General features: G+C 62.3%; 15 protein-coding genes and 2 pseudogenes. 12 read left to right on the top strand and 5 right to left on the bottom strand.

Going from position 1 to position 13,541, the window contains the following annotated elements; genetic code table 11:
• Positions 1 to 8 precede the first annotated feature (8 nt).
• Positions 9 to 632, top strand: coding sequence for a rhomboid family intramembrane serine protease (locus AC1DGC_RS01420; protein WP_478047069.1), 624 nt, complete (start codon positions 9 to 11; stop codon positions 630 to 632).
• A gap of 163 nt (positions 633 to 795) precedes the next feature.
• Here the strand turns inward: AC1DGC_RS01420 and AC1DGC_RS01415 are convergent, their stop codons facing one another.
• The gene (locus AC1DGC_RS01415; RefSeq protein ID WP_259203337.1) at positions 796 to 972 is read right to left on the bottom strand and encodes a hypothetical protein; all 177 of its coding nucleotides are present in this window, start codon (positions 970 to 972) and stop codon (positions 796 to 798) included.
• A gap of 213 nt (positions 973 to 1,185) precedes the next feature.
• Here AC1DGC_RS01415 and AC1DGC_RS01410 point away from each other — a divergent pair, with 213 nt between their 5' ends.
• The 9 genes and pseudogenes from AC1DGC_RS01410 (at position 1,186) to AC1DGC_RS01370 (ending at position 7,925) form a co-directional block, all read left to right on the top strand.
• Positions 1,186 to 1,488 carry a GNAT family N-acetyltransferase gene (locus tag AC1DGC_RS01410; RefSeq protein WP_259203336.1) on the top strand — a complete coding sequence of 101 codons (303 nt, stop codon included), beginning with the start codon at positions 1,186 to 1,188 and terminating at the stop codon, positions 1,486 to 1,488.
• Between the two features lie 63 nt (positions 1,489 to 1,551).
• Complete coding sequence (locus AC1DGC_RS01405; protein ID WP_449335731.1) at positions 1,552 to 2,415, top strand: DUF3298 and DUF4163 domain-containing protein; 864 nt, start codon at positions 1,552 to 1,554, stop codon at positions 2,413 to 2,415.
• Positions 2,416 to 2,429: 14 nt separating this feature from the next.
• The gene (cfa, locus tag AC1DGC_RS01400) at positions 2,430 to 3,548 is read left to right on the top strand and encodes a cyclopropane fatty acyl phospholipid synthase (RefSeq protein ID WP_478047068.1); all 1,119 of its coding nucleotides are present in this window, start codon (positions 2,430 to 2,432) and stop codon (positions 3,546 to 3,548) included.
• Between the two features lie 639 nt (positions 3,549 to 4,187).
• Positions 4,188 to 4,562: a DUF6869 domain-containing protein gene (locus AC1DGC_RS01395; RefSeq protein ID WP_478047067.1), complete on the top strand. Its 375-nt coding sequence runs from the start codon at positions 4,188 to 4,190 to the stop codon at positions 4,560 to 4,562.
• 30 nt (positions 4,563 to 4,592) lie between these two features.
• Positions 4,593 to 4,907 carry a hypothetical protein gene (locus AC1DGC_RS01390; RefSeq protein ID WP_259203332.1) on the top strand — a complete coding sequence of 105 codons (315 nt, stop codon included), beginning with the start codon at positions 4,593 to 4,595 and terminating at the stop codon, positions 4,905 to 4,907.
• Between the two features lie 943 nt (positions 4,908 to 5,850).
• Complete coding sequence (locus AC1DGC_RS01385) at positions 5,851 to 6,171, top strand: hypothetical protein (protein WP_394162578.1); 321 nt, start codon at positions 5,851 to 5,853, stop codon at positions 6,169 to 6,171.
• 82 nt (positions 6,172 to 6,253) lie between these two features.
• Positions 6,254 to 6,430 (top strand): annotated as a pseudogene (locus tag AC1DGC_RS01380) (integrase core domain-containing protein); the annotation flags it as partial.
• Positions 6,431 to 6,478: 48 nt separating this feature from the next.
• The gene (locus tag AC1DGC_RS01375) at positions 6,479 to 7,456 is read left to right on the top strand and encodes an RHS repeat domain-containing protein (RefSeq protein WP_478047066.1); all 978 of its coding nucleotides are present in this window, start codon (positions 6,479 to 6,481) and stop codon (positions 7,454 to 7,456) included.
• Positions 7,449 to 7,925, top strand: coding sequence for a tetratricopeptide repeat protein (locus AC1DGC_RS01370; RefSeq protein WP_313422934.1), 477 nt, complete (start codon positions 7,449 to 7,451; stop codon positions 7,923 to 7,925). The genes AC1DGC_RS01375 and AC1DGC_RS01370 overlap by 8 nt, the downstream gene beginning before the upstream one ends.
• A 25-nt stretch (positions 7,926 to 7,950) precedes the next feature.
• Here the strand turns inward: AC1DGC_RS01370 and AC1DGC_RS01365 are convergent, their stop codons facing one another.
• A complete protein-coding gene (locus tag AC1DGC_RS01365) occupies positions 7,951 to 8,505 on the bottom strand; it encodes a SymE family type I addiction module toxin (protein ID WP_478047065.1) in 555 nt (184 codons plus the stop codon).
• A gap of 530 nt (positions 8,506 to 9,035) precedes the next feature.
• Positions 9,036 to 9,285: pseudogene (locus AC1DGC_RS01360) on the bottom strand (helix-turn-helix domain-containing protein); the annotation flags it as partial.
• 46 nt (positions 9,286 to 9,331) lie between these two features.
• Here AC1DGC_RS01360 and AC1DGC_RS01355 point away from each other — a divergent pair.
• Positions 9,332 to 9,604 (top strand): hypothetical protein, encoded by a 273-nt coding sequence (locus tag AC1DGC_RS01355; protein ID WP_394162584.1) that lies wholly within the window; start codon positions 9,332 to 9,334, stop codon positions 9,602 to 9,604.
• A 383-nt stretch (positions 9,605 to 9,987) separates the two neighbouring features.
• Here AC1DGC_RS01355 and AC1DGC_RS01350 read toward each other — a convergent pair whose 3' ends face one another.
• Positions 9,988 to 12,159, bottom strand: a complete 2,172-nt coding sequence (locus tag AC1DGC_RS01350) for a M3 family metallopeptidase (RefSeq protein ID WP_478047064.1) — start codon at positions 12,157 to 12,159, stop codon at positions 9,988 to 9,990.
• Positions 12,160 to 12,324: 165 nt separating this feature from the next.
• Between AC1DGC_RS01350 and AC1DGC_RS01345 the strand changes: the two genes are divergently transcribed.
• A complete protein-coding gene (locus AC1DGC_RS01345) occupies positions 12,325 to 12,810 on the top strand; it encodes a glutathione peroxidase (protein WP_259203322.1) in 486 nt (161 codons plus the stop codon).
• Between the two features lie 79 nt (positions 12,811 to 12,889).
• Here AC1DGC_RS01345 and AC1DGC_RS01340 read toward each other — a convergent pair whose 3' ends face one another.
• Entirely contained in the window at positions 12,890 to 13,435 is a 546-nt protein-coding gene (locus AC1DGC_RS01340) for a TlpA family protein disulfide reductase (protein ID WP_394162588.1), read from the bottom strand.
• Positions 13,436 to 13,541 lie beyond the last annotated feature (106 nt).

The raw sequence follows: 13,541 nt of genomic DNA, 5'->3' as shown, positions 1-13,541 counted from the left end.
GCCCTGACATGACCCCCGTCAACCTGCTGCTGATCGCCATCACCGTCATCGTGTCGTGGATGGCGTTCAAGAACCGCGCCCTCGGCGACCGCCTGATCCTGTGGCCGCCGGCGATCGACCGCCATCGCCAGTACGACCGGTTGGTGACCTACGGGTTCATCCACGCCGACCTGCCGCACCTGGCGTTCAACATGATCACGCTGTTCTTCTTCGGCGGCCAGATCGAATCGCTGATGCTGGCCCTGACCGGCAGTTACTTCACCTATCCGGCGTTCTATCTCGGCGCGCTGGTGATGTCGATCCTGCCCAGCTACCTGAAGAACCAGAAGAATCCCAACTACCTCAGCCTGGGTGCGTCGGGGGCGGTATCGGCGGTGCTGTTCGCCTTCATCCTGCTCAGTCCGTGGAGCGTGATCTTCGTGTTCTTCATCCCGGCGCCGGCGATCGTGTATGCCGCGTTCTACGTCGGCTACAGCATCTGGATGGACAAGCGCGGTGGCGACCGCATCAACCACAGCGCGCACCTGGCCGGGGCCGCGTTCGGGGTGATCTTCATGTTGGCGATGCGCCCGGCGATCTTCGATCACTTCCTGCGCGAGCTGAGCAACCCGAGCTTCCGTCCGCTGGGGTGAGCGGGGCCATCGGGTGCCGACCAACGGTCGCCACCCACCGGGACCGGGGCCACCGGCAACCCACGGCAGGCCACGACCGCTGGCCGCGACGCAGTCCGGACGGCCCCTCGGCCGCCCCCGGGGCAGGGCACGACCGGCGGTCGTGCCACTGCGAAACGACGCGTTACGCCGCTTTCTTGCCTTCCGCGCCGTAGGCGCTCAGCAGGCGGGCATACACTTCGCTGTCGATCTGGTCGAACTCCCAGCCTTGGGTCTGGCCGTTGACGGCCAGCTGGAACAGGCCTTCAAGCAACGAGCTGTCGGCGTCGGCCGGGGCCGGGGAGGCGGTTGCGTTGTCCATGTGGACCTCCTTGTAAAGCAGATTCGGGCAGGCAGGTGTCGCAAAACTCGTGCCAGCTTTCACGCCCTGTCCGTTACCGATATCGGCTTGAATCGCCGTAGCTTTAGGGCCGGATGTGACGCGCAGCGTCGCTGCTTGCCCCTGTTCAGGCTTCACGCGATCATGGCGCCATGCTGCGCACTATCGCGTCAGTCGCCGCAGGAGACATCGCCCATGGCTTCGGTCACCCCGCCCGGATTGGCGTACGAGGTGGAGCACGATCTGGCCAACCACCGGTTCCAGGCCCGCATCCAGGGGCACCTGGCGCTGCTGGATTACCAGATCAAGCGGAAGCGGATGGTCATCACCCATACCGAGGTACCCGAGCCCATCGGCGGGCGGGGCATCGCCGGGGAGTTGACCAAGGTGGCCCTGCGCTATGCGCGCGAACACAAATACAAAGTGGTGCCGGCCTGTGCGTACGCCGAGGCGTTCATGCAGCGGCACACGGAATACGATGATTTGCTGGCCGGATGAATGCGGCCGGCGATGCTTCAGGGACGAACGATCATGATGACCGGTTTCAACAAGGGGATTGCAATGAACAGCGTAGTAAACCGTCGCGCGCTGCGCGCCAGCGCCCTGGCTTTGGCCGTGGGCGTGGTGCTGCTGGCAGGGTGCAAGCGCGACGAAGGCGACACCACCGCCGCACCTGCCGCCGCTACCAGCGCGGCGCAGCCGGCCGACATCGACACCGCGGCCACCCCGGCGGCGCCGGTGGAGCTGCGCGATGTCATCGAGAACACGCCGCAGGCCGTGGTCGGAATCAGCTATCCGACCGACCTCGCGCGCTACCCGGGGTTGGCCAAGGCCCTGGCCGACTATGCCAGCGCCGCCCGCGGCGAACTGCAGCAGGCCGTCGACGGCCTGGGCAACGACAAGCCGAGCATGCCGTACGAGTTGTCGCTGAGCTTCGAGAAGGTGCTGGAAACCCCGCAGTTGGTGGTGGTCAGCGCCGATGGCAGCCGGTATACCGGCGGCGCCCACGGCGAGCCGCTGGTGGCCCGTTTCGTGTGGTTGCCCGAGCAGCAGCAGATGCTCACCGCCGACAAACTGGTGGCCGACGCAAAGGGCTGGAAGGCGGTCAGCGATTACATCGCCGACCAGCTGCGCGAGCGCGTGGCTACCCGCCTGAGCAGCGAGGACATGGACCCGGGCCAGCTGCAGGAATCGCTGCGCAGTGCCAGCCGGATGATCGCCGACGGCACCGAGCCCAGCGCGGACAACTTCAGCCAGTTCCAGCCGCTGACCGGTACCGACGGCAAGATCAGCGCGGTACGCTTCGTGTTCCCGCCGTACCAGGTCGGGCCGTACTCGGATGGCACGCAGACCGTGGATGTCCCGGCCAGCGTGCTGGCACCGCATGTCGGCACGGCCTACGCGGGGTTGTTCGCCCAGGGCTGATCGACGGAGGCGGTGTGGACGCGGGACTGCAACGACGAGTAACGCTGTTGCTGCACGAGGCCGGCATCACCGTCGACGGTGACCAGCCCCACGACATCCACGTACACGATCCGCGTTTCTATGCGCGAGTCATCGCCCAGGGCTCGCTCGGCCTGGGCGAAAGCTACATGGACGGCCAGTGGGATGCCGCCTCGCTGGACGGCTTCCTGCACCAGCTGATGCTGGCCCACCTCGACGAGCGCGTGCACGGTTGGCGCGAACTGGCCGACGCGCTCAAGGCGCGTCTGTTCAACCTGCAGGCCGGCAGCGGCAGTTTCGAGGTCGGCCGGCGCCACTACGACCTCGGCAACGACCTCTACCAGGCCATGCTCGGCCAGCGCCTGGTCTATAGCTGTGGCTACTGGCGCGACGCGGTGGACCTGGACGCGGCGCAGGAGGCCAAGCTCGACCTGATCTGCCGCAAACTCGGGCTGCGCCCGGGCCAGCACGTGCTGGATATCGGCTGCGGCTGGGGCGAGGCGCTGAAGTTCGCCGCCGAGCGTTATGGCGTGTCCGGCGTGGGCATCACCATCTCGCAGGAGCAGGCCGACTACGCACGCCAGTTGTGCACTGGCCTGCCCATCGAGATCCGCCTGCAGGATTACCACGACGTCGAAGAAACCTTCGACGCGATTTTCTCGGTCGGCATGTTCGAGCATGTCGGCGACAAGAACTACCGCGGCTATTTCGAGATGGCGCGGCGCTGCCTGCATCCGCACGGCCTGTTCCTGCTGCATTCGATCGGCGGCAACATTTCCCGGCACCGCACCGACCCGTGGATCGGCCGCTACATCTTCCCCAACTCGATGCTGCCCTCTGCGGTGCAGATCACCACCGCGTACGAAGGCCTGTTCGTGCTGGAGGATTGGCACAGCTTCGGCCCGGACTACGACCGCACGCTGCAGGCGTGGCGATTGAACATCGAACAGGCCTGGGGCGACCTCGACCCAAACCGCTACGACGCGCGCTTCAAGCGCATGTGGCGGTTCTACCTGGCCGCGTCGATGGCCAGTTTCCGCTGCCGGCACGCGCAGCTATGGCAGCTGGTGCTGTCGCCCAACGGCGTCCCGGGCGGGTACATCGCACCGCGGTAAGGCAAGAGCCACGGGCCCGTCTCCCACGCGTCTCCGCGTAGAGCCACGCCATGCGTGGCTGAGCGAAGCCAATCCTCCCAAACTGCAATGACCTTGGCAGCGATCGCCAGCGCGTCTCCCTGCACACGCCGAAAACTGCGATACGCAGGCTCCAATCCAATCATCAATTTGGATCCGTCAGGGCTGAGCACGCTCTCGATGTGCGCCCGTCCCGAGAATGTTCTGGGCTGCGCAGCCGCGGGAATTGGTTCATCTGGAAGCGCTGGAACGTCCTCATCCGGCTTCGGTGCAGCCGGTGTTGCAGCTCCGGCATCGCTGGCGAGAGATGGCGCAAAGACTCATGATGACTGCCCCTTGCAGGATATGTGTGAAAAAATCCATGCGACGATCAGGACCATCCTGGCAGTCATGAAGAAAAGGTATCGGGGATATGCGCCAGGATGGCATGGACCTGTTCACTGCTCGGCCAACCGGAAAGATGTCATGGGCGGGCAGCAGCAACAGTTCCGATCTTGGCAGGTGCATCTTCGCGGGTACCTTGAGCTGGCAGGTGCGATGAACTGCAAAGGTTATCCTTCCGACGCTTGGGAGTGGGCAACGAAGCCAGTCCCGACTCAGCCTGCACCGAGGTAGTTTTTGATGGAATTTTTGAACCGCCATGCTTTGGCAAGTGCTTGGGTTGCCTTGCAGGGCGCCACTGATGATTCCGCTCTACAAAGCGATTCCCAATGGTCTGCCATTCAGCTCAATATGATGTGTATAGAGGATCCTGAACAGGCATGGAGAGTGGTTGTAGAGATATTTGAATTGAGCTCCGACCCTTGGGTGCTGGAAAATCTGGGGGCTGGCCCTGTGGAAACGCTGTTGAGCTTGCATGGCCAATTTGCACTGAACGCTATTGAATCGTACATGTCGGAGAAGAGGGCTTTTTTGGGTGTCTTGGCCCACGTGTGGCGCGACGCACTGTCGCCGGAAGTCGCACAAGGATTGATGTCTCTAACCAAGAGACGGTGAGCGCGCGAATTCATCTTGGATTGGTAATGTATGAATGATGAAATGTTCGAGAGGGATGATCTGCACGATGCCTTGCTTCACCGCATCTGCATTGACTTGTCATCTCGTTTGGTCGAAATAGAGATGGCGTACTACGCTTCAAGCGGTGACAGGCAAAGGACGCCGGGAGTTCTTCGAATAGAAGGGGTCGGCTCGCTCTCCGCAATCCTGGGTTTGATGTCCCTTGAATCGCATGCCAAATTTGGCAATTTTGTCTCTTGGGTTCCATCTGCGCGTGGCCATGGATATCTCTATCTTGCGAACGGCTGCATTCAGGTGGCATACGAGAGGTACGAGATCTGCTGAATTGGGCGTAGGTGTATCCAGCGTGGCGGCGAATTGTGCCTTTGCCAATAGCGTCGTGGAACGGCCAAAAAGTCCGGTTCTATCGCACTGAATGACGCCTCTGCTGTAGCTCCAGCCGCAGCCTTGCGATGTACGGCAGAACCGAGGTGTTGGGCGCAGTTCAGATCCACACTGTGGTCGCACGCGGGAGTTCTTGCGGCGAAGGCCGCCGGCTGGACCTCAGCTACGATTTGGGCTGGCGCCCGAAGGCTCCGCGCAGGCCAATTACCGACACAACGCGGCAGGCCAGCGCGTGTTGCAGCAGGTGGGTACTGAAAAGACGCCGTACCTGCATGGTGAGGGAGGCGAATGGTTCGGCCAGTATGGTGCAAACGGTGCCCCGGAACAGCAGGTCGTATGGCCAGGTTCCCGGCCTGTCGGACTGATTCAGGCGGGTAAGGTGCTCCATATCGAGTCCGACCATCTCGGGTCGCCGCGTGCATTGATCGATCCGCAGCGGGATGTCTCTGTATGGCGCTGGAGCCTGCTTGGTTGCGCATGGAATTGCTCGTGGCAACTGGGGTTTTGCAGGAGCCAAGTACAATTTCCACTTGGAATCGGAGTGCGTTAACGGAAAAGGGGGTATCGTTGACTTGGATGTCTACTGGTTCGGTGCCGGTTGTGGTGCTCCAGTTACATATACAATTTCAAGGGTGGTGCTTGAGGATGGCGCGGCGGACGTGAACCCCGAACATCTGATTGGCCCTCCTGTCCTTTACGGTGGCGGTCTCTCGCTTAGCGGCGGGGCAAGCTGCTCAGACTTGATGCTCGGATCTGCGCGATCTGAGCTTTCGTGGGCTGGGCAATGCGGCGTCGACGCTTCCGTCTACGCCCATCCAAAAGGTATCTCAATGTTTGATGGGCATCCTCAGGTCATCAATTACGGGCGTGGTTTCTAGAAGCAATGGATGAACTGGTTCCGTACATCTTCTACTGCATGGTAGTTAACGTGCTTAGTCGAACCTGTGCGATAGTCATGGCCAAGCGAGAGCGCGACAGAACATCCGGTGAAGAGCAGCTTGCTGCTCTCCCGGCACTGCCATCGCGGGACTCAATGGAAATGCGCGACGCATTCTTCGGGTGCGTTGCCATCATTAGGGAGCGGAGATTTAGAAGTCCGATCGCTATTGTTGCGTCCATTCACCTTTGCTCGCTGGCTGCGTTCGTCATGATGCTTCTCGCTATGGGCTTCGTTCCGTTGTTGCAGTATTTCCTGGATGGCTGATAACCGACAAGACGCTGCACCTGACGGGCAAGGGCGGCGAGTGGCTCGGCCCCGGCCCAGCAGGTTGTGTGGTTGAGGTCTCAACGAATGCCTCAACGAGCACTGGTTCCCGACATTGCGTCATGCCCATACCAGCATTGAAAGCTGGTGGCGCGATTCCAACGGAGAAAGACCCAAGCGATCGCTTGGCGGGCTGACACTACCCGGTACGCCGCGCAGTTGGCGGCGAAGGAGGGATAACGTCGGCACCGGACGCTAAACGCCCCCGCTACTCAAGCTGGGGTTACGTCGCGACCATTTGCAGCAGGTGGATACTGAAAAGACGCTGCACCTGCATGGTGAGGGGGGCGAGTGGCTCGGCAGCTATGGTGCGACCGGTACTCCGGCACGGCAGGTCGTGTGGTTGGGGTCTCAACCAGTCGGCCTGATTCAAGCGGGCAAGCTGCCATACATCGAGTCAGATCACTTGGGTTCGCCGCGCGTAGTGGTCGATCCGCAGCGGGATGTCGCTGTGTGGCGCTGGAGCCTTCTGGGAGAGCCTTTTGGATCAGGCATACCGGCCGAGGATCCAGATCAGGATGGAATCCTACAGTTCTTTGATCTCCGCTTCCCCGGTCAGCGCATGGATTCGTCTTCAGGGCTGAGCTACAACTACTTCAGGGACTATGAGCCGGGCTGTGGGCGCTACGCGCAAAGCGATCCTATCGGTTTGGCGGGTGGTGAAACGACCTACAGCTACGTCGAGGGGGATCCAGCTGGATCCGCCGACCCAGCTGGTTTGCAACGAGCTAGGTCAATCCCCACCCCTACTCCTGGCCCGGTTGGGGGCTACGATTATTACAATGAGCGCTACTCCAGCGATGGCAATGGGTACTCAGGATCCGGCGGTCCGGAGAATGCTCCGATCGGTCAAGCTATTGGTCTCGCGTTTGAACTGTCTCGCCCATCTGGATGGCTAGACCCCAATGGCTTTGGTCAGACTTTCGGCGGCTTGGCCTTAAGGAGCTTGTGGTCTGAAAGCAGCGGACGTGCCGTCCCTTATCCTGATCGAAAGAAGGGTTACTACACATGTATATGCAGGGCCAATCGGGACGGAAGAAGTGAGGGGAACTGTTCAATTGACGATAAGGAGTATGCTTTTGGCTATGGTGTGGGCCTAACACTGATGGAAGCAAAGCGCATGGCTGAGAAAGATGCCAAAGAGAAGCTCGGCGCGCGTTCCACACATCACATCCAATGCCGCTGTAGGTCACCGAAGGGTGACAAGGTGACCCCGCATGGTTAGTCTGCCAACTGAAGTGACTGTTGAGTATGACCGTCTGCTAATGGCGGATGACTGGGATGGCGTGAACTTGCTACTTGCTCCCCTGGTAAGGTCCAGAGACGCAGAAGGGTTGTATTTGTGGTCTATGTCGAGCCTGCCGGAGGAGGATGAAGAGGCATACAACGCACGCCATCTCAGCCTTGTTGGTGAGGCTGCGGAGTTGGGATATGCCCCGGCGCAGTTCACTCGCGGTATGTATTATTTGTTTGGAGACTTGGGGCCGTTGGATTTAGAGCTAGCCGCGAAGTGCTTCGCCGCTGGTTCAAGTCAAGGATACCCTCCAGCCCAGTATGAATATGGACTAGCGTTGCTACATGGGGTTGGCGTTGCCAAGGATGGTGTGGAAGCGATGCGTTTGATTCACGCTGCCGCTGACGCGGGGAATGAAACTGCGAAGGAATTTCTGCAAATTAACCATGGCAACAGCTAGAAGCGTGCTGAGATTCGGCTTGTGCTCAGCTCCACGTCACTGATCGATGCTTATGCTGTAGCTCCAGCCACAGGCGCTGCGAGGTGTGGCAGAACGGCCCCAAGCGTTGAGCGAGGTCCGGGTCCACGTCGTGGTCGCCGGCGAGGAAGCACTCGGCGAAGTCCTGCGACACGCCGATGGCGTGGGCGAAATCCAACGTCGAGGCGCCCATGGGGGCGAGGATTTTTTCGCGTACCAGCCAGCCGGGATGGTCGTGCTCTACGTGGTCGCCAGGCTTCGCGCGGGCAAGCTTGGCAATATGTCTCTCAAACGCGCTGGAATGACGCGGTTCTGTTGAATCGGGGAACTCAAGCAGAGTGATGAGCAGTTGGCCGACAGTTGCTTCAACGTTTACGCTTGCGCCAACCTTGAAGCCTGCGTTCTCCAGCCAGTGGCCGTGTACCGACAGGCAGGGCGCAGTGCCACCGCCGAAGGTGTCCATCCATGCGTATGTGTGCGCGCGGACTGTGTAGTGGCGCGGTCGTGAGGAAGTCGGTAGGTGGATTTCGGGGAAGAGTGGGGTGTTGCGTGCCGAGCGCATGGGAAGCCTCCATGGGGAAATCTCCCTTGCCGCTAGAGCAAGGGAGCCGGGAGGTTCAAATCCGCTTACGTGCGTGCGGCATGGCGTATTTCCCCGAATGAGGGGTCTTGTATTGCCACTCTCCCGACATGGGACGTCCATAATTTTGCATGTACATGGAGATTTGAAGCTCCGTCGCACACCATGCACGGTGATGCGATCGATGGCTAATCGCTTGTGTTTGTTGGTTGTTCGGGGTTTAGTAGGCGTTGCCAACATCGTGCCGCGAGCGGCTCGGGTTTGGCAGACAGTGCGACGGCGGTGCCGTTTTGTTGGGACGTTGGCGTCATGTTGGCCGAGTATTGCGTTGGACACGCATGGCGTGTCTCTACGCGGGTGGCTACGTGCACGTGACGGGCAGCGACACGCCATGCGTGTCCACCGCAATGCCGGGCGATGCGGGTGCGGTTGGCGCCCGTTGGATATTGGGTGTTGCGTTGTTGCGTAGCAGCCACGCAGGGCATGGCTCTATGGTCAATCCTGGCCAGGATTCAATCCGTCCCCAACTTCTTCAGCTTGTACGCAGTGCCCGGAACGTAATCCCCAACTGCGCCGCCGTCCGGGTCTTCCTCCACTGGTTTTCTTCCAGCGCCTTCTGGATCGCGGTGCGCTCCATCTGCTCGATGTAGGAGGGCAAGGCGCCGTTGCCGGGGGACAGGTCTACCACGGCTCTTCCACCGCGGTATTGCTGCCGGGGCGTACGCCGCCGTGCTGGGGCAGGCGTAGGTCGCTGGCGCCGATGCTCGGTGTCGGTCAGATTCCATTCCAGCCTGAAAGCAGGTGGGGCGTGGAGCTCGACGGCAAATTTGGTGGTATTGCTGGAAGGCTCGAGGACTACGCGAGTTCTGCCTATGCCCCCAATGTGGGCTTGCAGGAAGTGGCACGCGCCACTTGTTGTCTACATTACGGCCCGCTTGACGTGGAGCTGCTCGCTGATCGGTGGGCGGGTGCAACTCAGGATCTCTCCATGTATGTCGATCCGCGCTCGCTCACCATCCTGCTGTCTGAGTTTAGTGAACTGGCGGAGACTCGTAGAAACCCTTCTGGTTTCCGATGTTAGTGGTGGCGAAATGTCCGCGAAGTCCTGGCCGGTCCAGCTTTGAGTCCAATCCTCAATCACCAGGAGATTGGACATGGAGAGGCTTCGATCGGGGTCAGCACGAGCAAGCGCTTGCGCCGCTGCAACGGGCGCTGGCGTTGAGCAGCCGGGATGGAAAAGCATATTTCAACCTGGGGGGGCGTTGATCAACCTGAGCGAGCCGGCACGCGCGATGACAGCGTTCCCCCGAGCCTGCACGCTGTAGGCATTGCTCTGCACGTGGAAAGCGGACTTTGATCCACAAGCCCATTGATGGGGGGAGGGATCCTCTCAAGTGATCGACAACAAAAAACCGCCCGGCAATGCCGGGCGGTCCTGGTTACACGCGTCGTTGAATCAAACGCTTACTTCTTGCCATCCCCACCGGTCAAACCACGCTTCTCCAGCAGCGGCTCGATCTGAGGAGCGTGCCCGGCGAAGTCCTGGAACAGCTGCATCGCGTCCACGCTGCCGCCCTTGGACAGCAGCGCCTTGCGGAAGTGGTCGCCATTCTTGCGGCTCAGGCCGCCGTTCTCGCGGAACCACTTCTGGGTGTTGGCGTCGAGCACTTCGGACCAGATGTAGGCGTAGTAGCCGGCCGAGTAGCCGCCCATGATGTGGCTGAAGTACGGGGTCTTGTAGCGCGGCGGAACCGGCGCGTAGTAGATGCCGTCCTTCTCCAGCGCGGCGCGCTCGAAGGCCATCACGTCCTTGGCGGCCGGCACCTGGTCCGGGCCGATCTGGTGCCAGCGCTGGTCCAGCATGGCCGCGCCCAGGTACTCGGTGGTGGCAAAGCCTTGGTTGAACTTGGCCGCGGCAATCACCTTGTCCAGCAGCGCCTGCGGCATGGCCGAGCCGTTCTGGTAGTGCTTGGCGTAGTTCTTCAGGATGGCCGGGTTGTCCGACCACATTTCATTGACCTGCGAGGGGAACTCGACGAAGTCGCGCGGCACGGCGGTGCCGGAGAAGTACGGGTACTTCACGTTGGAGAACATGCCGTGCAGGGCGTGGCCGAACTCGTGGAAGGTGGTGGTCACTTCATCCCAGGTCAGCAGCGAGGGCTGGCCCGCCGGCGGCTTGGGGATGTTGAGGTGGTTGGCCACCACCGGCTTGAAGCCGGTCAGCGCGGACTGGGACACATACGAGTTCATCCAGGCGCCACCGCGCTTGGAGGCGCGTGCGTACGGGTCGAAGATGAAGATCGCCAGCTGGCTGCCGTCGGCATCGAACACGTCATAGACGGTGACGTCGTCGTGGTAGACCGGCAGGTCGGTGCGCTGCTTGAAGGTCAGGCCGTATTCCTGGTTGGCGGCGAAGAACACGCCGTTTTCCAGCACGTTCTTCAGCTCGAAATACGGCTTGAGCTGGGACTCGTCGAAGTTGTACTTGGCCTGGCGCACCTTCTCGCTGTAGAAGGCCCAGTCCCACGCTTCGAGCTGGAAGGTCGGCTTACCGGCCGCCTTCTGTTCCTTGTCGATCATGGCCTGCAGGTCGGCGGCTTCGCGCTTGGCGTTGGCCACCGCAGCCGGGGCCAGCTGGCCGAGCATGGCGTTGACCGCTTCGGGGGTCTTGGCGGTCTGGTTGGTCAGGTTGTAGGCGGCGAAGTTGGCAAAGCCCATCAGCTTGGCCTTGTCGGCGCGCAGCTGCATGATGCGCGAGACCAGTGCGGTGTTGTCGAACTCACCGCCGCGGCTGCCACGGGTGATGGAGGCTTCGTAGATCTTCTGGCGCAGGTCGCGGTTGCGCAGGTTGGTCAGCGGCGGCTGGCCGGTGGTGTTGAGCAGGGCGATGACGTACTTGCCGTCCAGCTTGCGGGCCTTGGCGGCTTCGGCGGCAGCGGCGATCTGCTCGTCGGATAGGCCGTCGAGCTGCTTGACGTCGTCCACGACCACGGCCGAGGCGTTCACTTCGTTCTGCACGTTCTGGCTGAACTTGGTGCCCAGGTTGGCCAGCTCGGCGTTCATCGCCTTGAGCTTGGTCTTGTCGGCTTCGTTGAGCTTGGCGCCCGAGCGGACGTAGCTGTCGTAGTACTTCTCGACCAGGCGCACGCCTTCGGCGTCGAGGCCGAGCTGGGTGCGGGTGTCGTACAGGGCCTGGATGCGGGCGAACAGCTTGCCGTTGAGGGCGATGGCATCGCTGTGCGCGGCGAACTTGGCCGAGTAGTCGGCCTGCAGCTTCTTGCGCGCGTCGTTGGTGTCGGCGCCGACCAGGCTGAAGAACACGGTGGTGGCGCGGTCCAGGGTGTCACCGCTCTTTTCCAGGGCGATGAGGGTGTTGTCGAAGGTCGGCTTGGCCTTGTTGTTGGCGATCGCGTCCACTTCCTTCAGCTGCTGCGCCATGCCGGCGTCGAAGGCCGGGGCGAAGTCGCTGTCCTTGATCTTGTCGAACTGCGGGTAGTGCAGCGGCAGTGGGCTGTCGGCGAAGAACGGGTTGGCCTGCTGGGCGGCCGCGGCGGCGGGGGCGGCGGCAACGGCGGAATAGGCGGGCAGGGCAAGGCCGAGGGTCACGGCGACGGCAAGGGCAAGACGGGTGGTCAAGGGGAATTCTCCGGTCAGACAAGTGCCCGAGGGTAACCCGGGGCGACGGCGGCGGGCTTGTGTCGAAAGGCATGTTGCCCACGCAGCGGGATCCGGTCGGCGGCCGTTGACCCGCCCCGACGCCCGGCGGCGCTAAGATGCCCGTCTACCGCCTGAGCCGACCCCATGACTACTGCCTTCGATTTTTCCTTCGTTGACCTCGCCGGCGAACCGCAGGCGCTGGAGCAGTATCAGGGCCAGGTCCTGTTGCTGGTGAATGTGGCCAGCAAGTGCGGGTTTACCCCGCAGTACGAAGGACTGGAAGCGCTGTGGCGGGAATTCGGGCCGCGCGGGCTGGTGGTGATCGGCTTCCCCTGCGATCAGTTCGGCCACCAGGAACCGGGCGATGCCGAGGAGATCCGCGCGTTCTGTTCGTTGACCTACGCGGTGGACTTCCCGCTGTCGGAGAAGGTCGAGGTCAACGGCGAGGGTGCCCATCCGCTGTGGCAATGGTTGAAGGCGGAAAAATCCGGGGTGCTCGGCACGCGCGGGATCAAGTGGAACTTCAGCAAGTTCCTGATCGGCCGCGACGGCCAGGTACTGCAGCGCTACGCCCCGACCGACAAGCCCGAATCACTGCGCGGCGACATCGAGGCCGCGCTGGCCGGGTAATGCCGGTCGTTGGCCGGCTGCTCGCATCAATGATCCCCGCGCGCCCACCGACGCAGGGCGCGGTGCGGCGGGACGCGTATCAGCCGCCGGCCTGCCGGTTGCGCACGTCCTCGGGCAGCAGCGCCAGGATGTCCTGGACGATCTCGGGCAGGCTCTGTTCGGAGTAGCCGCGATGCACGCGCGCGATGCGGCCGTCGTGGCCGATGATGAACATGTGCGGGATCGCCTGGATGCCGTATTCGTCGCTGACCACGCCCTTGGCGTCGTGGATGTAGTCCAGCGGCGGGGCGGTGCGGCTGCGGGCGATGGCGGCGAAATCGTTGCGCGGTTCCTTGAGATTCACCGCATACACCTGCAGCGCGTCATGCCCGATCACCTTCTGCAGGTGGCCCAGGATCGGCAGCTCCTTGCGGCACGGGCCACACCAGGACGCCCAGAAGGTGACGATGACGATCTTGCCGCGCTGGCTGGCCAGGTCGACGACGTTGCCCTCGCGGTCCTTGCCGAGGATCTGCGGCGGGATGTCGCCGGCTTTCGGGGATGGATTGGTGGGCGCGGCAGCGTGGGCGGCCAGGCCCACGGCAAGCAGCACGCAGGCGAGGGCGGGGCGGATCTTCCTGATCATCGGGCGCGGTTCCAGGTCAGGCCCGGCCGGTGCAGGGCTGACGCGGAATATAGCCGAACGGGGGCCTGGCGGGTTGGCGGGGGACCCGGGCAGCGGTCGGCGGTCC

This window comes from Stenotrophomonas sp. 05N37, assembly GCF_056397365.1.
Note: the sequence above shows the minus strand (reverse complement) of the source record. Positions and strands in the feature narration are given on the sequence as shown.

What these genes read in the sequence shown, in the direction of transcription:
- AC1DGC_RS01415 (WP_259203337.1), bottom strand. Translation starts at nt 972, where the DNA reads ATGGACAACGCAACCGCCTCCCCGGCCCCGGCCGACGCCGACAGCTCG.
- AC1DGC_RS01345 (WP_259203322.1), top strand. Translation starts at nt 12,325, where the DNA reads ATGACTACTGCCTTCGATTTTTCCTTCGTTGACCTCGCCGGCGAACCG.
- AC1DGC_RS01405 (WP_449335731.1), top strand. Translation starts at nt 1,552, where the DNA reads ATGAACAGCGTAGTAAACCGTCGCGCGCTGCGCGCCAGCGCCCTGGCT.
- AC1DGC_RS01340 (WP_394162588.1), bottom strand. Translation starts at nt 13,435, where the DNA reads ATGATCAGGAAGATCCGCCCCGCCCTCGCCTGCGTGCTGCTTGCCGTG.
- AC1DGC_RS01365 (WP_478047065.1), bottom strand. Translation starts at nt 8,505, where the DNA reads ATGCGCTCGGCACGCAACACCCCACTCTTCCCCGAAATCCACCTACCG.
- AC1DGC_RS01385 (WP_394162578.1), top strand. Translation starts at nt 5,851, where the DNA reads ATGGATGAACTGGTTCCGTACATCTTCTACTGCATGGTAGTTAACGTG.
- AC1DGC_RS01395 (WP_478047067.1), top strand. Translation starts at nt 4,188, where the DNA reads ATGGAATTTTTGAACCGCCATGCTTTGGCAAGTGCTTGGGTTGCCTTG.
- AC1DGC_RS01420 (WP_478047069.1), top strand. Translation starts at nt 9, where the DNA reads ATGACCCCCGTCAACCTGCTGCTGATCGCCATCACCGTCATCGTGTCG.
- AC1DGC_RS01390 (WP_259203332.1), top strand. Translation starts at nt 4,593, where the DNA reads ATGAATGATGAAATGTTCGAGAGGGATGATCTGCACGATGCCTTGCTT.
- AC1DGC_RS01370 (WP_313422934.1), top strand. Translation starts at nt 7,449, where the DNA reads ATGGTTAGTCTGCCAACTGAAGTGACTGTTGAGTATGACCGTCTGCTA.
- AC1DGC_RS01410 (WP_259203336.1), top strand. Translation starts at nt 1,186, where the DNA reads ATGGCTTCGGTCACCCCGCCCGGATTGGCGTACGAGGTGGAGCACGAT.